We start from the raw sequence: 15897 nt of genomic DNA on the forward strand, positions 1-15897 counted from the left end.
CCCGTACCGCGTCACCTGCTGACTCAGGCGGTACCCACCTCGGCCCTGGTCTCGACCTGGGTCCCGACGGCGGCTGTCTCGTCCTTCGGCAGGCGCCGCATCAGCGCCCCGTAGCCGACGGCGGCGGCCGTGCCGACGGCGGCGCACATCCCCCACAGCCATCCGGCGCCGAGCCGGTCGATGACGACGCCGGACATCAGGGGCGCGATCAGTGCGGCCACCGACCAGGACAGGGTGTAGACGCCCTGGTAGCGACCGCGCCCGTGCACCGGGGAGAGCCGGACGACCAGCCCGGTCTGGGTCGGCGCGTTGATCATCTCGCCGAGGGTCCACACGCACACCGTGAGGGCGAAGACGCCGACCGATCCGGCGAAGGCGGTGAGCCCGAAGCCGTAACCGGCGAGGAGGGAGGAGACGATCAGCAGCCGCCCGGGGTCCCGGTGCTGGATGAAACGGGTGACCGGGATCTGCAGGGCGACGATCAGGACGCCGTTGACGGCGATGGCCATGCCGTAGTCGGCGGGCGTGAACCCGGCCCGGCCCATGGCGATGGGCAGCCCGACGGCCCCCTGCTGGAAGACGAGGGCGATGAGGAAGGACGTCCCGACGACGCCCATGAACCGCCCGTCCCGCAGAACGGCCCACAGACGGACGTCCGCACCCCCGCTCTCGTGGCTTCCGTGCTGCCCGGGCCCCGGCCGGGACTCGGGCAGCTTCACGAAGACGAGGATCGCGCAGGCCATCGTCATCCCGGCCTCGACCAGGAAGCCGGCGCGGTAGCTGACCTCGGCGATGAAGCCGGCGGCCATGGAGGAGACGGCGAAGCCGAGGTTGATCGCCCAGTAGTTGAGCGAGAAGGCCCTCACCCGGTCCTCGGGCCGCACGATGTCGGCCATCATCGCCTGCACGGCGGGCCGCGAGGCATTGGAGGCCATGCCGACGAGGAAGGCGACGGCGGCGATGGAGACGGGATCGCGCACGAACCCGAGCGCCGCGACGGCGACGGCGGTGGACGCCTGGGCCACGAGCAGCGTCGGCCGCCGCCCGAGCCGGTCGGCCATCACACCCCCGGCGAGCGAGGAGACGACCCCGCCGAGCCCGTGCAGCGCGACGACCAGACCGGCGTACGAGGCGGAGTAGCCGCGGTCGAGCGTCAGGTACAGCGCCATGAAGGTGGCGACGAAGGCGCCGAGCCGGTTGACGAGGGTGCTGGTCCACAGCCACCAGAACTCGCGGGGAAGCCCGGAGACGGTCTCGCGAGCGGCACGTCTGAGACGGGTGACGGACATGGAGGACCTCGAAATGTAAGCGGCCGTAGTGGTGAGCACAACTTACATGGGCGGCCCTCTGCCGGCCCACTCGATTAACCGGCCCCATCACCTGCCACCGGCCGCGCTGCGGGTGACCGCCCGCCCGCCCGTCCGCCTGCCGGGCGGCCCCGGCAGGCGCCCGAACCCGTGGATTACGCTCTGAGACATGGCCGACGCACCGTACAAGCTGATCCTCCTCCGCCACGGCGAGAGCGAGTGGAACGCGAAGAACCTGTTCACCGGCTGGGTGGACGTCAACCTCAACGACAAGGGCGAGAAGGAGGCGGTCCGCGGCGGTGAGCTGCTGAAGGACGCCGGCCTGCTGCCCGACGTGGTCCACACGTCCGTCCAGAAGCGCGCGATCCGCACGGCCCAGCTCGCACTGGAGGCCGCCGACCGCCACTGGATCCCGGTCCACCGCTCCTGGCGCCTGAACGAGCGCCACTACGGCGCCCTCCAGGGCAAGGACAAGGCCCAGATCCGCGAGGAGTTCGGCGAGGAGCAGTTCATGCTGTGGCGCCGCTCCTACGACACCCCGCCGCCCCCGCTGGACCGCGACGCCGAGTACTCCCAGTTCTCCGACCCGCGCTACGCGATCCTCCCGCCGGAGCTGCGCCCGCAGACGGAGTGCCTGAAGGACGTCGTCGTCCGTATGCTCCCGTACTGGTTCGACGCCATCGTCCCCGACCTCCTCACCGGCCGTACGGTCCTGATCGCCGCCCACGGCAACAGCCTGCGCGCCCTGGTCAAGCACCTCGACCAGATCTCGGACGCCGACATCGCGGGCCTGAACATCCCGACCGGCATCCCCCTGTACTACGAACTCGACGCCGACTTCCGTCCCCTCAACCCCGGCGGCAAGTACCTCGACCCGGAGGCCGCCGCGGCCGCGATCGAGGCGGTCAAGAACCAGGGCAAGAAGAAGTAGCCTTTGTGATCATGCCTCCGACCTGCGCTTACGGCGCGGATCGGGGGCATTTTCGCGGCCTGGGCCCACTCTGGGCCCTCAGTGCCCCGGGTCGTACGGCCGGAGCGCACGTCCGAGAGCCTTCCGGGCACGGCCCCGGCTGCTGGGCATGAGGTGGGTGTACACCCTCGACGTCAGCCCCGGGTCGGAGTGGCCGAGGCACTCGGCAAGGGCCTTGATGCTCTCGCCGGAGTCCAGCAGGGCGGACGCGTAGAAGTGCCGCAGGGCGTGCATGCCGTGCTCGCGAGCGGCGGCGTGCTCGCGGCTCTTGGCCTGCGGGACGACGCCGACCTTCGCGAGAGCGGGCTTCCAGTGGTCCTCGTTCAGCGACGTACGCCAGACGACGGAGGCACGACCGCGGCCCCCAAGGCCGAGCACCAGGACCAGGACGCCGAACACGGCCGGGGTCTGGGCATGGTCAGCGCACTCGCCCACCGCGTCGTGGTCCACAACAGCCGGGGCGGCCACACGGTCACCGCGGAACTCTTCACCGACGCACGCCCAGGAGACCACCCGTGCCGATGGACAAGCCCCGCCGCGGCCACTGGTGCGAGTGCTGGACCGAAGACCTCACGGACCCGACGGCGAGGCCGGCACTCCGAGCATCCTTCGACGCCTACTCGGCACCCCAGGCAGACAGATGGGGCGCCGTTGCCCTCCGGACGAGCACACCAGCACTCGACGCGGGAGCCTCGGACGAAGCATGGATGTGGCTGTACGAGGGTCGCATCGAGACGAGGCGTGCCCTGCTGCGCTCGGAGCGCTGCGCATTATCAGTAACCCACGAAGGCACCCGCATTACATGGACGATCCAACCAGGGGATTGACAGCCACAGAATTGGAGATGGCGTCAGGCACCGACTGAGCCCGCGCGAGCTCTGTGCGGAGTACCCGCGGCTCACTGCGAGATCGTCTACGAGATCCCGATCAACCGCTAGGGCTGTCCGGCGGATCATGGTGCTGGCAAAGTGGGCCCGTGAGTTAGAGCGTCTTCCTGCTCCGGTTCTTGGACGGCGAGGTCGTCGCTCTGAACGCCGAACACTTCCGGCAGCTGACTGAGCCTTACGTGGTGGCGGGCGGCCCGGAGGAGGGCTTCTCCCAGCTCCGCGCGGAGGATGGGGGTGAGGCGGATCTGTACCACGCGTCCCAGGCCGAAGACGGAATGTCGTCCGTGATGGCGACGCACTTCGCCCGTGGCGCGATGAGCGGCGTGCTCACCCGGCTGGCGGCAGCCCTTGGGGCCTCGATAGTCCCCCAGGACGGTGGCGCGCTGATCTTCCACGAGGACGACCGCCGTCATCTTCCTGCGCAGTTCAAGGAGAAGGTCGGGTCGGCGACACGAGCCGGTGGCGTGAGTAGGGCCAGTGGGGGCGGTCGGAGCATACGCGTGCCTGATCGGTCGGCGCACTCGCCATCGTGGCTGACTGTCGTCGGCTGAGGTTCGTGCCACAACCGTGCCGGATGCAGGGGGCAGCACGGTCAGCGAAGGAGACCTACGGCTCAGTTTCGCCTCACCAGGTCTCGGAACCCCAGGTCAGTGGCATGAAGCGGTTGTTCCCGTCCGGATCTGTGCCGACGGCCACAGCGAACGGGATACACGTAGGCGCATACTGAGCCATGACAAAGCCTGCTGCGCCGAAGCGTCATTTGCCTACCAGCCCCTTCAAGGCCCCGGTCACACCGGCTCCCAAGCACTTCGCCGTGGGCGACCAGGTCACACACGACATGTACGGCCTCGGCCGGGTGATCGGCATCGAGGCCGGAATCGCGGCGCTCGTGGATTTCGGCTCGGCGCAAATGCGGATCTTGAGCCCGTACGCCAAGATGACCAAACTGTAGGACCGCTGTGCCCGGTCCCGGCACACCAGGCCCCGTCAGGGACCTGTAGCGAAAGGGAGACCTCCCATCGACATGACGTCGCTGTTCTCCGCCCTGGAAGGGCAACCCCGCCGCCCCGCGGCAGCATCGCCGCCTCCGACGACCAACCCCTTCCAGGCCCCGGACTTCGGGGAAGACGAGACCTTGCCGCTCGAGGACGCACAGGAGCCCGCCTCGGGCATACGTGCGGCGCGGCCCGAGGCGGCTTAGCTCCACGAATGACGGTGGCTCCGGCAACCGGCCGTGGACCGTCTTCCGTGCTGCAGTGAGGAGTGCGGCCGTCTCAGTTTCCCTCTCATTCCAGCCCCGTTCACCGTCGTTCGGACGAGACCGTGTGCCGGGTCCTTCCCGTAGCGAGGCCACCCATGAACACAGGTGAACAGCCCTGTACGCGCCCCGACTAGGCGCCAACAGACATGGAAAGCGTGCACACAGGAAGCGCGCCGGATGCACTGACCCGCGTGCGCGTCGAGCGCAGATGCCGTCGCTCATGCGCCCTGTCCTCTGCGCGCAAGGTCGCGCACGCTGAACAACACAACCTTGGGGCGCACTGTTGGGGGTGGACGGTGGGCGAGTGGAAGCAAGGAAAGTGCGGTTGGCCGAAGGCAGGCGGCGGCCGCTGTCAGAACAAGAGGAAGGGCCCCTCTTCGCGGTTGTCCCGCGAAGAGGGGCCCTTCTGCTGAGGCGCGACCGGGTCAGCGGTGGTCGGTGCGGTGGTGGCCCTCGTTGCGGTGGTCGTCGTGACGGTTGTCACGGCGGTCGTCGCGGCGGTCGTCGTGACGGTTGTCACGGCGGTCGTCACGGTGGTCGTCGTGACGGTTGCGGTCGCGGTCGTTGCCCCACCTCAGGGTGTCCACGACGCGGCCGCGCTCGTTGCGCAGGGTGGCGGTGTCGCGGCGGTCCCAGATCTGGTTGTGGCGGTCCTGGAAGAGGTCCCGGCGGGTGTCGCGGCCTACGCCGGTGTGGACGCGGACCGTGGAGCGGCCATCGAGGCGGTAGTGGCGGAAGGTGTACTTGTGGCCGTGCTGGTCGGACAGTGTCCACCCGCTGAGGTTGACGCTCTGGCGGTTGTTGTTGGTGATCGCCACCCACTCCTGGTTCAGAGCGCGGTTGGAGCGGTGGTCGCGGCCGGAGTCGAGGTGCACGCTGCTGATCACCACGCTCTGGCGGTGCTGGTGCGGGGCGTGGTCGGCCGCGGACGCCGGCAGCGCCACCGTTCCGACCAGGGCTCCGGCCGCGGCAACGGCGGCGGCCAGACGACGGGCGGTCACAGAAACAGAAACGGACACAGGCTCTCCCTGCTTGGTGCGAGCACACCTCGCCCGCTGCGGCGAGCCGCGCGGGAAGGTGTGCGCTGTGCGGGTGGCGGCCGGCTGGCCGCGCCCCCACAGACTGTCCGTTCATTCCGGGACATGTGCGCAATCTCCGGGCTGTGTTACGAACCATCCATATTTCCGTGACTCTTGTCTGTAACAGCCATTCAGGGCCCGAATGCACGCGGTTGACAGGGAGTCAGTAGGGCTGGTCCTTACGGGCGTTGGCCTCTCGTGCCCGTACGCCAGGGTGCGCCACCCCTGCCGTTCTCCGGCCGTCACCCGTGAGTGGGTAACGGCGGCGGCCGGGTGCCCGGCGCACACGGCGCAGGGCCCCGGTTCTCCACCAGGGCCCTGCGACACACCGCGGCCACGTGCCGCCGCGTATACCGATGTACCGATGTGGTGAGCTGCGCCCCCGTCAGCCGCACTGGCAGGGGTTGCCCGACTGGCAGCCGCAGCCGCAGCCCGAGCCGCAGCCGCAGGCGCCGAAGAGCGGGAGGCTCTTGATCTCGGCGGGCTGCTCGGTCTCGCGTTCCTGCGTGGGGTCGGGCGTGATGCTGGGGGATTCGGCCATGGGTCCCTCCTCGGGGCTGGTGCCTTTGCCCATTTCATGCCCGCCGCACTGGGCGCATCAACGGCGCACAGTGGCTCATGCGCGCCCTGGCGTCAGCCCTTCGCGCCGGCCCCGGACGGTCGCGCGCCGACCTCACGAGCCCACACGACCCCGAGCCCGCACGACCCCGAGCCCGCACGACCCCGAGCCCGCACGACCCCGAGTCCACACCGTCACGAGCCGGCCCTCACGCGCCCTCCGCCCCCGTCACCGGCGGGATGTCCTGCTGCTGCAGCTCGTCCGCGTGCTCGCCCGTCACCAGGTACACCACCCGCTTCGCCACCGCCACCGCGTGGTCGGCGTAGCGCTCGTAGTAGCGGCCGAGCAGGGTGACGTCCACCGCCGTCTCGATGCCGTGCTTCCAGCGGTCGTCGATCAGGTGCGTGAAGAGGGTGCGGTGCAGCAGGTCCATCTCGTCGTCGTCCTGCTCCAGCTGCAGCGCCAGGTCGACGTCCTTGGTCACGATCACCTCGGCCGCCTTCGCCATCAGGCGCTGCGCGAGCTGGCCCATCTCCAGGATGGTGGAGTGCAGGTCCTGCGGGACCGCGCGCTCCGGGAAGCGCAGCCGGGCGAGCTTGGCCACGTGCTGGGCGAGGTCGCCCGAGCGCTCCAGGTCGGCGGACATCCGCAGGGAGGTGACGACGATCCGGAGGTCCGTCGCCACCGGCTGCTGGCGGGCCAGCAGGGCGATGGCCCTGGCCTCCAGGTCGTGCTGGAGATCGTCGACCTTCTGATCGGCCTCGATCACGCTCTCGGCCAGCTTCAGATCGGCGTCGAGTATGGCGGTCGTGGCGCGCCCGATCGCCGACCCGACCAGCCGGGCCATCTCCACCAGACCGTCGCCGATCGAGTCAAGTTCCTCGTGGTACGCGTCCCGCATCAGGGTTCCCTCTCGTATGTGTTCTTCGGGGGCTCGTAGGGGGCTCGTACCCCACGCTCTCAACGTTCCGGGCCCAACGCGTCCGTTTCCGTCACCCCAAATGAATCAATACTGGCCCCAAGGTGAACTCTGGGCGACGAGTGTTCGAGCTCGCACCCGGACGGCTGTGGGCATGTCGTACCCCATGCCTAACCTGGACGCATGGACCTGAACGAGGCGGTCGCCGCAGCGGCGGCGATCGCCGGAGTGCTCACCGGCGTCATCGCCATGCTGGCGTTCCGCTGGAGCGAGCGCGAGCTGAAGCGCCCGACTCGCACCTCCCTGCACACCGACTCGGTGCTTCCCCCGGGGGTGGACACCGTCCTGTCCGTCCTGCGCTCCTCCGCCGTCGTCCTGGACGAGTCCGACGCCGTGGTCAAGGCCAGCTCCGCCGCGTACGCCCTCGGGCTGGTCCGCGGCGGTGAGCTCTCCGTGGAGCCGATGCTCCAGATGGCCCGGGACACCCGGAGGGACGGGGAGATACGGCAGGTCGAGCTGGACCTGCCCCGGCGCGGTACCGGACGCGGCGAGGCCCTCGCCGTCTCCGCGCGCGTCGCGCCGCTGGGCTCCCGCCTGGTCCTGCTGCTCGTCGAGGACCTCACCGAGGCCCGCCGCATCGAAGCCGTACGACGCGACTTCGTCGCCAACGTCAGCCACGAGCTGAAGACGCCCGTCGGCGCGCTCTCCCTCCTCTCCGAGGCCGTGATGGACGCTTCCGACGACCCCGAGGCCGTGGAGCGCTTCGCCGGGCGCATGCAGATCGAGGCGACCCGGCTGACCAGCCTGGTGCAGGAGCTCATCGACCTGTCCCGGGTGCAGAACGACGATCCGCTGGAGGACGCCGAGCCCGTCCGCGTGGATCAGCTGGTCGCCGAGGCCATCGACCGCTGCCGCCACCAGGCCGGCACCAAGCAGATCACCATGGCCGTCGGAGGCACCACCGACCTGCGGGTGTGGGGCAACCGCGGCCAGCTCGCCGCCGCGCTCGGCAACCTCGTGGAGAACGCCGTCAACTACTCCCCGTCCCGTACCCGCGTCGGCATCGCCGCCCGCCGGGTGTACGTGTCCGGCGGGGACATGATCGAGATCGCCGTCACCGACCAGGGCATCGGCATCTCCGACAAGGACAAGGAGCGCATCTTCGAGCGCTTCTATCGCGTGGACCCGGCCCGCTCACGTGCCACGGGGGGCACCGGCCTGGGTCTGGCGATCGTGAAGCACGTGGTCGCCTCGCACGGCGGGGAGATCACGGTGTGGAGCGCCGAGGGACAGGGCTCCACCTTCACCCTGCGGCTGCCGGAGGCGGCCGCGGCCCGCGAGGCCCGCGACCGGGACCGCGCCCGGCAGCACCCCGCCCTCGACGAGGAGGCCGGGCAGTCCACCAACGAACCAATCCATTACGAACCGCTTCCCGCCCCGGAGGTCCTTCCGTGACCCGAGTGCTCGTCGTCGAGGACGAGGAGTCCTTCTCCGACGCCCTGTCGTACATGCTCCGCAAGGAGGGCTTCGAGGTCGCCGTCGCGGCCACCGGGCCCGACGGACTCGACGAGTTCGAGCGCAACGGCGCCGACCTCGTCCTCCTCGACCTGATGCTGCCGGGCCTGCCCGGCACGGAGGTGTGCCGCCAGCTGCGCGGCCGCTCCAACGTCCCCGTGATCATGGTGACCGCCAAGGACAGTGAGATCGACAAGGTCGTCGGCCTGGAGATAGGCGCGGACGACTACGTCACCAAGCCGTTCTCCTCCCGCGAGCTGGTCGCCCGTATCCGCGCGGTGCTGCGCCGGCGCGGCGAGCCGGAGGAGGTCGTCCCGGCGGCGCTGGAGGCCGGCCCGGTCCGCATGGACGTCGACCGGCACGTCGTGACCGTCTCCGGCTCCAAGGTCGACCTGCCGCTGAAGGAGTTCGACCTGCTGGAGATGCTGCTGCGCAACGCCGGGCGCGTGCTGACCCGTATGCAGCTCATCGACCGCGTCTGGGGTGCCGACTACGTGGGCGACACCAAGACCCTCGACGTCCACGTCAAGCGGCTTCGCGCGAAGATCGAGCCGGACCCGGGTGCGCCGCGGTATCTGGTGACGGTCCGGGGGCTGGGCTACAAGTTCGAGCCGTGATCGATCTCAGCAGTTCGGTGGTGCTGGGCCGGCGGACGGAGTCCGGCGCAGCACGGCGAAGCCCGCGCAGCGGTGCGAGGGGTGCGTGGGGGAGGGGCCCCTCGACGTCCACGTCAAGCGGCTTCGCGCGAAGATCGAGCCGGACCCGGGTGCGCCGCGGTATCTGGTGACGGTCCGGGGGCTGGGCTACAAGTTCGAGCCGTAGGCCGGGTCGTACAGCAAGGCTCCTACGACAAGGGCGGCACCCTCCGCACGGAGGGTGCCGCCCTTGTCGTGTGCGGCGCGGGCCTCAGTGGCCGGCCGCCGACTGGGAGGCCGAGTCGCTCGGGGTCGGGGCGTTGCCGCCGTCGGCCGGCTGCGACGCCGACTCCGACTGGTGCGGCGAGGGCGACTCCTTGTCCGCGGCGGAGTCGGACGCCTGCGGCGTGCCGGGGCCGCCCGGGGCCGCCGGGATGTTGCTAGGGCCCCACTTGTCGAAGTAGCCCTCGGCCGGGACGACGAAGGCGCGCAGGCTCACGTCACCGGTCTGGCTGAAGGTGAAGGTGACCTTCTGGGCGTTGCCGTCCTTCAGTCCGGAGCCGGGGCTGGGCAGCGCGGCGGAGGCGTTGCCCTTGCCGCCGATGATCACGGAGCCGTGTGCGGGGATGGTCAGCCTGCCCGTGCCCTGGGCGGGGGTGATCTGGGCGGTGCCGTTGCCCTCGACACTGATCGCGTCCAGCGTCTGGTCGGTCTTGCCGGTGTTGAAGAGCGTCGCGATGATCACGGCCGGGCCCTTGGTCTCGGTGCCGGGCTGGGTGACGACCACCGCGTTCTGGATCTTGATCGTGCCGACGGTCGTGGCCGCGTTGTCGGGCTTGATCTGGAGCGTCTGCGCATCGTTGCCGGCGGCGCACGCGGCGAGCGGGGCGATCGAGAACGCGATGGCGGCGGCGGCGAGGGCGCCGCGTCGAAGGCTGCTGCTCACGGCGGCGGCAACTCCTTTAACGCAGGGGCGGCCCTGTGAATAAAGCCACCCTGAATGTCTGTCGGCGGCCTTAGGCTACCGAGCCGTTCCCACGGGGCCGCACCCGACCCGCCCCTATGGCTCCCGGGGCACGCGGACACCCGTCCGGCACAGCACTTCCCCGCGGCCCGGAATCCGGCCGTGCGGGCTGCGCGGCGCGCGGTCGGCCGCATTGACCGCGCGCTCGTCCGTCATTCACATAAGGGCCCGTCCGCATAGCCCGTCTCCGGCGTTGCGCGGATTTCCGGGAAGGAATGCGCACGACGGCGGGAATTGATCATCGGTCACCCGGCCGGCCGATGTGACGAAGACCGTGATCAATTCCGGATTCGGCCGGGACTCACCGGGACCGCACCGAACGGAGTAGCGAAAGTCGAGCGTCGGGAACCAGACAAATCGGGATGTTCAGCCGTTTGGACGGGCCGCCGGAAGTGTGTAACGTACGCGTTTCACCCCGCGTGAAGAGCCCCTCCGACCTGCGAATACCCGCTTCCTCTTGACCCCCGTGACCCTTCCGAAGCACGTCCCTGTCGCTGTTGTCAAGCCCCGAGATATGCCCTGACCTGCGAAAACGCCATTCAGAAGACGCCGTATCCGTGTTACCCTGGATAGCCACGGAAGGGGTACCTGTCACATGACGTTCAAGGTTGGCGACACCGTGGTCTATCCCCATCACGGGGCCGCGCTGATCGAGGCCATCGAAACTCGCCAGATCAAAGGCGTGGACAAGACCTACTTGGTGCTGAAGGTCGCCCAGGGTGACCTGACAGTGCGTGTGCCAGCGGACAATGCGGAGTTCGTCGGCGTGCGTGATGTGGTCGGTCAGGACGGGCTGGACCGGGTCTTCGAGGTGCTGCGCGCTCCGTACGCCGAGGAGCCCACGAACTGGTCGCGTCGCTACAAGGCAAATCTGGAGAAGCTCGCCTCCGGCGATGTCATCAAGGTCGCGGAAGTCGTGCGTGACCTGTGGCGTCGCGAGCGTGAGCGTGGACTCTCCGCCGGTGAGAAGCGCATGCTCGCCAAGGCCCGCCAGATCCTGGTGAGCGAGCTCGCCCTCGCGGAGAACACCAACGAGGACAAGGCCGAGGCCCTGCTCGACGAGGTTCTCGCCTCCTGACACGAGGTGATCTCCTGACGCGAGGCGACACCCACACCCGCCTCAGTTCAGCACATGAAATGCCGCGGTGCCCGATGACGCGATGCACGTCGCCGGGCGCTGCGGCATGTCCACACCCGCGTGCACCCGGTGCATACCCACACGGGTCACGTCCATGCCGTACGGCGGGGGAGACATCCCCCGATACTGTGTGCCGGGCCCGGACAGTCGACTCGACCAGGGTCACGGAAGGGTCCGGTCAAGGCCTCGCGCCCGGCACTCCCCCCAGCAGGGGGTACCTCCCAGGCCATACCCAAGCCTGGCCGGCACACAAACCTGACAGGAACCGATGTCTGACGATTCGCGCCCTTCGCCCACGGGTGGCCGGCCAGGTACCCCCGTCGCCGCCGTGATCCCGGCCGCCGGCCGGGGCGTACGCCTCGGCCCGGGTGCCCCCAAGGCGCTGCGCACCCTGGGCGGCACGCCCATGCTCGTCCACGCGGTACGGGCCATGGCGGCCTCCCGCGCCGTGTCCCTCGTCATCGTCGTCGCCCCGCCCGACGGCACCGCCGAGGTCAAGTCGCTGCTGGACGCCCACGCCCTGCCCGAGCGGACCGACGTCCTCGTCGTGCCCGGCGGCGAGACCCGCCAGGAGTCCGTCGGACTCGGCCTCGACGCGCTGCCGCCCGGCCACGAGATCGTCCTCGTGCACGACGCGGCCCGCCCGCTGGTGCCGGTGGACACCGTGGACGCGGTCATCGAGGCCGTACGGGACGGAGCCGCCGCCGTCGTACCGGCACTGCCGCTCGCGGACACCGTCAAGCAGGTCGAGCCCGCACCGGTGGCGGGCGAGCCCGAACCGGTCGTCGCCACGCCCGACCGGTCGCGGCTGCGGGCCGTGCAGACCCCGCAGGGCTTCGACCGGGCGACGCTGATCCGCGCCCACGAGACGGTCACCGACGACGTCACCGACGACGCCAGTATGGTCGAACAGCTCGGCGAGCGGGTCGTCGCCGTGCCCGGCCACGAGGAGGCGTTCAAGGTCACCCGCCCGCTGGACCTGATCCTCGCGGAGGCGGTCCTGGCCCGCCGGAGGCTCAACGATGGCTTCTGACGCACCCCCGCTGCCCCGGGTCGGCATCGGCACCGACATCCACGCCTTCGAGGACGGCCGCGAACTGTGGTGCGCGGGCCTGAAGTGGGAGGGCGAGGGTCCCGGACTGGCCGGACACTCCGACGCCGATGTCGTCGCGCACGCCGCGTGCAACGCGCTGTTCTCCGCCGCCGGCCTCGGCGACCTCGGGCAGCACTTCGGCACCGGGCGCCCCGAATGGTCGGGCGCGTCCGGGGTCACGCTGCTGACGGAGGCCGCGCGGATCGTCCGCGCGGCGGGCTTCCGGATCGGCAACGTCGCCGTACAGGTCGTCGGCCCCCGGCCGAAGATCGGCAAGCGGCGCGAGGAGGCCCAGAAGATCCTCTCCGGGGCGGCCGGCGCGCCGGTCACCGTCTCCGGCGCGACCACCGACGGGCTCGGCTTCCCCGGCCGGGGCGAGGGCCTGATGGCGGTGGCCACGGCGCTCGTGGTGCGGGTGAGCTGAGGGCGTGCGAGGGTACCCGCATAGGTCACCACTGCCCCGGCTCACGGAGGTGCCCCCATGCCCGCCGCCCTGTCCGAGCGGATCAAGTCACTGCTCGACGGCCCCGTCTTCATCGTCGTCGGCACCCTCCAGCCCGACGGCAGCCCGCAGCTGTCCCCGGTCTGGGTGAAACGGGACGGCGACGACATCCTCGTCTCCACCACCGTCGACCGCCGCAAGAAGCTGAACCTCGACCGCGACCCCCGCGTCAGCGTCGTCGTCATGGACCCCGAGTCGCCCTACGAGTACGCCGAGATCCGCGGCACCGCCGAACTGACCACCGAGGGCGCCCAGGAACTCATCGACGAGCTGTCCCTGAAGTACACCGGCAAGAAGTACGCCGAGTTCAACCCTTCCTCGGCCCAGGACGCCGATCGGGTGGTCGTGCGCGTCAGGCCGCGGAAGGTCGCCGGGAGGCTGTGACGACCGGTTGAGGTCACGCATGTGCGGTGTGCATGCGGCGGGCATGCGGGAATGAGTGCGAGGCACTCCCCGCGGCCCACTACCCTGGAGTGGTGACTATTCGCCTGTACGACACCAGCGCCCGGCAGATCCGTGACTTCACCCCGCTCAAGCCGGGCTGTGTCTCGATCTACCTGTGCGGTGCCACCGTGCAGGCGGCCCCGCACATCGGGCACATCCGCTCCGGGCTGAACTTCGACATCATGCGCCGCTGGTTCGCCTACCGCGGCTACGAGGTGACGTTCATCCGCAACGTCACCGACATCGACGACAAGATCATCGCCAAGGCGCACGAGCAGCACCGCCCGTGGTGGGCGATCGGCTACGACAACGAGCGCGCGTTCGACGACGGCTACACCGCCCTCGGCTGCCTGCCGCCCACCTACGAGCCCCGCGCCACCGGCCACGTGCCGGAGATGATCGAGATGATGCAGGGCCTCATCGAGCGCGGCCACGCCTACGCCGCCGACGGCAACGTCTACTTCGACGTGCGCTCCTTCCCCGGCTACCTCCAGCTGTCGCGGCAGGAGCTGGACAACCTCCAGCAGCCCGCCGGCGCCGGCGAGACCGGCAAGCGCGACCCGCGGGACTTCGCCATGTGGAAGGCGGCCAAGCCCGGCGAGCCGACCTGGCCCACGCCCTGGGGCGAGGGCCGGCCGGGCTGGCACCTGGAGTGCAGCGCCATGGCCCACAAGTACCTCGGCTCCGCCTTCGACATCCACGGCGGCGGCCTGGACCTGATCTTCCCGCACCACGAGAACGAGATCGCCCAGGCCAAGGCCTACGGCGACGACTTCGCCCGGTACTGGGTGCACAACGCCTGGGTGACCATGGCCGGCGACAAGATGTCCAAGTCGCTCGGCAACAGCGTGCTGGTCTCCGAGATGGTCAAGCACTGGCGGCCCATCGTGCTGCGCTACTACCTCGGCACCCCGCACTACCGCTCGATGATCGAGTACAGCGAGGAGTCCCTGCGCGAGGCCGAGTCCGCCTTCGCCCGCATCGAGGGCTTCATCCAGCGCGTGACCGAGATGGCCGGCCGCACCGTCGAGCCCGCCGGCCAGGTCCCGCCCGCCTTCGCCGAGGCCATGGACGACGACCTCGGCGTCCCCCAGGCGCTCGCCGTCGTGCACACCACCGTCCGCCAGGGCAACAGCGCCCTGGCCGCCGACGACAAGGAAGCCGCCGTGGCCCGCCTCGCCGAGGTGCGCGCCATGCTCGGCGTCCTCGGCCTCGACCCGCTCGACGAGCACTGGGCCGGCGAGAGCGGCGACCGCGGCGAAGACCTCCACGGCGTGGTCGACACCCTGGTCCGCATGGTCCTGGACCAGCGCGAGGCCGCCCGCGCCCGCAAGGACTGGCCCACCGCCGACGCCATCCGCGACCAGCTCAACCAGTCCGGACTGGTCATCGAGGACAGCCCCCAGGGCCCCCGCTGGAGCCTCGGCCCCCGCTGAACCCGCCCGCGAGCACGGAAGAAGAACCGAAGATCGACTGTGCCGCCCGGCCTCACGGGCGGCACACTTCATAGACGTACGTACGACGCTTTCAACAGACAGGTAGGTCATGGCCGGGAACAACCGCCGCATGTCCGGCAAGAAGGGCGCGCAGGTCGGCAGCGGCGGCAAGCGGCGCCGAGGCCTGGAGGGCAAGGGCCCCACGCCCCCCGCCGAGATGCGCAAGGGCCACGCCAAGCAGCGCGCCGTGCAGGCCAAGGCCCGCCGCGCCCAGGGCCGCCCGCAGCAGCGGCGCGGCTCGGGCAGGTCCTCCTCCGAGCTCGTCGTCGGCCGCAACCCGGTCGTCGAGGCGCTGCGCGAGGGCGTGCCCGCCACCACCCTCTACGTCCAGCAGTTCATCGACAACGACGAGCGCGTCCGCGAGGCACTCCAGCTCGCGGCCGAGCGCGGCGGCATCAACCTCATGGAGGCCCCGCGCCCCGAGCTGGACCGGATGACGAACGGGCTCAACCACCAGGGCCTCGTCCTCCAGGTCCCGCCCTACGAGTACGCCCACCCCGAGGACCTGGCCGACGCCGCCGCCGACGCCGGCGAGGCCCCGCTGATCGTCGCCCTCGACGGGGTGACCGACCCGCGCAACCTCGGCGCCGTCGTCCGCTCCGTCTCCGCCTTCGGCGGGCACGGCGTGGTCGTCCCCGAGCGGCGCGCGGCCGGCATGACCGCCGGTGCCTGGAAGACCTCCGCCGGCACGGCCGCCCGTACGCCCGTCGCCCGCGCCACCAACCTGACGCGCGCTCTGGAGACGTACCAGAAGGCGGGCATCACCGTCGTCGGCCTCGCCGCGGACGGCGACGTCGAACTGGGCGACCTGGACGCCCTGGACGGGCCCGTCGTCATCGTCGTCGGCAGCGAGGGCAAGGGCCTGTCCCGGCTGGTCGGCGAGACCTGCGACCTGCGGGTGCGGATCCCGATGCCGGGCGGGGCCGAGTCGCTGAACGCCGGCGTGGCGGCAGGGATCGTGCTGTACGAGGCGGCGCGCAGGCGCGCGTGACCGGGCGCCCGGCACACCCTTGACGCGGTCCGGACAGATCCGACGAGTCAAGGCAGTGTCCTAACTCCTCATCACTC

16 protein-coding genes and 4 pseudogenes are annotated in these 15897 nt (G+C 70.4%); 14 read left to right on the top strand and 6 right to left on the bottom strand.

The window, feature by feature from the left end; translation table 11 throughout:
• Positions 1–23: 23 nt before the first annotated feature.
• Positions 24–1289, bottom strand: coding sequence for an MDR family MFS transporter (locus ACX25U_RS19400; protein ID WP_454393792.1), 1266 nt, complete (start codon positions 1287–1289; stop codon positions 24–26).
• Positions 1290–1476: 187 nt separating this feature from the next.
• Here ACX25U_RS19400 and ACX25U_RS19405 point away from each other — a divergent pair, with 187 nt between their 5' ends.
• Entirely contained in the window at positions 1477–2238 is a 762-nt protein-coding gene (locus ACX25U_RS19405; RefSeq protein ID WP_454393794.1) for a phosphoglyceromutase, read from the top strand.
• 78 nt (positions 2239–2316) lie between these two features.
• Here ACX25U_RS19405 and ACX25U_RS19410 read toward each other — a convergent pair.
• Positions 2317–2619 (bottom strand): annotated as a pseudogene (locus ACX25U_RS19410) (tyrosine-type recombinase/integrase); the annotation flags it as partial.
• Between ACX25U_RS19410 and ACX25U_RS19415 the strand changes: the two are divergent.
• The 4 genes and pseudogenes from ACX25U_RS19415 to ACX25U_RS19430 form a co-directional block, all read left to right on the top strand.
• Positions 2617–2796: pseudogene (locus ACX25U_RS19415) on the top strand (ATP-binding protein); the annotation flags it as partial. The pseudogenes ACX25U_RS19410 and ACX25U_RS19415 sit on opposite strands and share 3 nt — an antisense overlap.
• A gap of 2 nt (positions 2797–2798) precedes the next feature.
• A pseudogene (locus ACX25U_RS19420) lies at positions 2799–3095 on the top strand (hypothetical protein); the annotation flags it as partial.
• Positions 3096–3283: 188 nt separating this feature from the next.
• Positions 3284–3715 carry a hypothetical protein gene (locus ACX25U_RS19425; RefSeq protein ID WP_454393796.1) on the top strand — a complete coding sequence of 144 codons (432 nt, stop codon included), beginning with the start codon at positions 3284–3286 and terminating at the stop codon, positions 3713–3715.
• 179 nt (positions 3716–3894) lie between these two features.
• Entirely contained in the window at positions 3895–4116 is a 222-nt protein-coding gene (locus ACX25U_RS19430; RefSeq protein ID WP_454393798.1) for a hypothetical protein, read from the top strand.
• A gap of 734 nt (positions 4117–4850) precedes the next feature.
• Here ACX25U_RS19430 and ACX25U_RS19435 read toward each other — a convergent pair.
• The 3 genes from ACX25U_RS19435 to phoU form a co-directional block, all read right to left on the bottom strand.
• On the bottom strand, positions 4851–5426 hold the full coding sequence (locus ACX25U_RS19435) for a lamin tail domain-containing protein (RefSeq protein WP_454393800.1): 576 nt from the start codon (positions 5424–5426) through the stop codon (positions 4851–4853).
• Between the two features lie 463 nt (positions 5427–5889).
• A complete protein-coding gene (locus ACX25U_RS19440; RefSeq protein WP_454393802.1) occupies positions 5890–6045 on the bottom strand; it encodes a hypothetical protein in 156 nt (51 codons plus the stop codon).
• A gap of 226 nt (positions 6046–6271) precedes the next feature.
• Positions 6272–6964 (bottom strand): phosphate signaling complex protein PhoU, encoded by a 693-nt coding sequence (gene phoU / locus ACX25U_RS19445; protein WP_454393804.1) that lies wholly within the window; start codon positions 6962–6964, stop codon positions 6272–6274.
• A gap of 201 nt (positions 6965–7165) precedes the next feature.
• Between phoU and ACX25U_RS19450 the strand changes: the two genes are divergently transcribed.
• The 3 genes and pseudogenes from ACX25U_RS19450 to ACX25U_RS19460 form a co-directional block, all read left to right on the top strand.
• The gene (locus ACX25U_RS19450; protein WP_454393806.1) at positions 7166–8437 is read left to right on the top strand and encodes a sensor histidine kinase; all 1272 of its coding nucleotides are present in this window, start codon (positions 7166–7168) and stop codon (positions 8435–8437) included.
• On the top strand, positions 8434–9114 hold the full coding sequence (locus ACX25U_RS19455; RefSeq protein ID WP_086728382.1) for a response regulator transcription factor: 681 nt from the start codon (positions 8434–8436) through the stop codon (positions 9112–9114). Before ACX25U_RS19450 ends, ACX25U_RS19455 begins: the two co-directional genes overlap by 4 nt.
• 100 nt (positions 9115–9214) lie before the next feature.
• Positions 9215–9319, top strand: a pseudogene (locus ACX25U_RS19460) (winged helix-turn-helix domain-containing protein); the annotation flags it as partial.
• Positions 9320–9403: 84 nt separating this feature from the next.
• Here the strand turns inward: ACX25U_RS19460 and ACX25U_RS19465 are convergent.
• Positions 9404–10078, bottom strand: a complete 675-nt coding sequence (locus ACX25U_RS19465; protein WP_454393809.1) for a DUF461 domain-containing protein — start codon at positions 10076–10078, stop codon at positions 9404–9406.
• A 673-nt stretch (positions 10079–10751) separates the two neighbouring features.
• On the opposite strand from ACX25U_RS19465, the gene ACX25U_RS19470 reads away from it, so the two are divergent.
• The 6 genes from ACX25U_RS19470 to rlmB all read left to right on the top strand — a co-directional run bounded on the left by ACX25U_RS19470 (position 10752) and on the right by rlmB (position 15820).
• A complete protein-coding gene (locus ACX25U_RS19470) occupies positions 10752–11234 on the top strand; it encodes a CarD family transcriptional regulator (RefSeq protein WP_003953493.1) in 483 nt (160 codons plus the stop codon).
• A gap of 328 nt (positions 11235–11562) precedes the next feature.
• The gene (gene ispD, locus ACX25U_RS19475; RefSeq protein WP_454393811.1) at positions 11563–12327 is read left to right on the top strand and encodes a 2-C-methyl-D-erythritol 4-phosphate cytidylyltransferase; all 765 of its coding nucleotides are present in this window, start codon (positions 11563–11565) and stop codon (positions 12325–12327) included.
• Complete coding sequence (ispF, locus tag ACX25U_RS19480; protein ID WP_454393813.1) at positions 12317–12811, top strand: 2-C-methyl-D-erythritol 2,4-cyclodiphosphate synthase; 495 nt, start codon at positions 12317–12319, stop codon at positions 12809–12811. Before ispD ends, ispF begins: the two co-directional genes overlap by 11 nt.
• A gap of 57 nt (positions 12812–12868) precedes the next feature.
• A complete protein-coding gene (locus tag ACX25U_RS19485) occupies positions 12869–13273 on the top strand; it encodes a PPOX class F420-dependent oxidoreductase (protein WP_454393815.1) in 405 nt (134 codons plus the stop codon).
• A 92-nt stretch (positions 13274–13365) separates the two neighbouring features.
• Positions 13366–14769 (top strand): cysteine--tRNA ligase, encoded by a 1404-nt coding sequence (gene cysS / locus ACX25U_RS19490; protein WP_454393817.1) that lies wholly within the window; start codon positions 13366–13368, stop codon positions 14767–14769.
• Positions 14770–14878: 109 nt separating this feature from the next.
• Positions 14879–15820 (top strand): 23S rRNA (guanosine(2251)-2'-O)-methyltransferase RlmB, encoded by a 942-nt coding sequence (gene rlmB, locus ACX25U_RS19495; RefSeq protein ID WP_454393819.1) that lies wholly within the window; start codon positions 14879–14881, stop codon positions 15818–15820.
• The last annotated feature ends 77 nt before the right edge of the window (positions 15821–15897 follow it).

The sequence above is a fragment of the Streptomyces sp. JNUCC 63 genome, from assembly GCF_054366325.1.

Bases quoted from the DNA above. Each gene is read 5' to 3' on its own strand.
- ACX25U_RS19430 (WP_454393798.1), top strand. From the start codon at position 3,895: ATGACAAAGCCTGCTGCGCCGAAGCGTCATTTGCCTACCAGCCCCTTC.
- ACX25U_RS19405 (WP_454393794.1), top strand. From the start codon at position 1,477: ATGGCCGACGCACCGTACAAGCTGATCCTCCTCCGCCACGGCGAGAGC.
- ACX25U_RS19440 (WP_454393802.1), bottom strand. From the start codon at position 6,045: ATGGCCGAATCCCCCAGCATCACGCCCGACCCCACGCAGGAACGCGAG.
- rlmB (WP_454393819.1), top strand. From the start codon at position 14,879: ATGGCCGGGAACAACCGCCGCATGTCCGGCAAGAAGGGCGCGCAGGTC.
- ACX25U_RS19470 (WP_003953493.1), top strand. From the start codon at position 10,752: ATGACGTTCAAGGTTGGCGACACCGTGGTCTATCCCCATCACGGGGCC.
- ACX25U_RS19400 (WP_454393792.1), bottom strand. From the start codon at position 1,289: ATGTCCGTCACCCGTCTCAGACGTGCCGCTCGCGAGACCGTCTCCGGG.
- ispD (WP_454393811.1), top strand. From the start codon at position 11,563: ATGTCTGACGATTCGCGCCCTTCGCCCACGGGTGGCCGGCCAGGTACC.
- phoU (WP_454393804.1), bottom strand. From the start codon at position 6,964: ATGCGGGACGCGTACCACGAGGAACTTGACTCGATCGGCGACGGTCTG.
- ACX25U_RS19450 (WP_454393806.1), top strand. From the start codon at position 7,166: ATGGACCTGAACGAGGCGGTCGCCGCAGCGGCGGCGATCGCCGGAGTG.
- ACX25U_RS19485 (WP_454393815.1), top strand. From the start codon at position 12,869: ATGCCCGCCGCCCTGTCCGAGCGGATCAAGTCACTGCTCGACGGCCCC.
- ispF (WP_454393813.1), top strand. From the start codon at position 12,317: ATGGCTTCTGACGCACCCCCGCTGCCCCGGGTCGGCATCGGCACCGAC.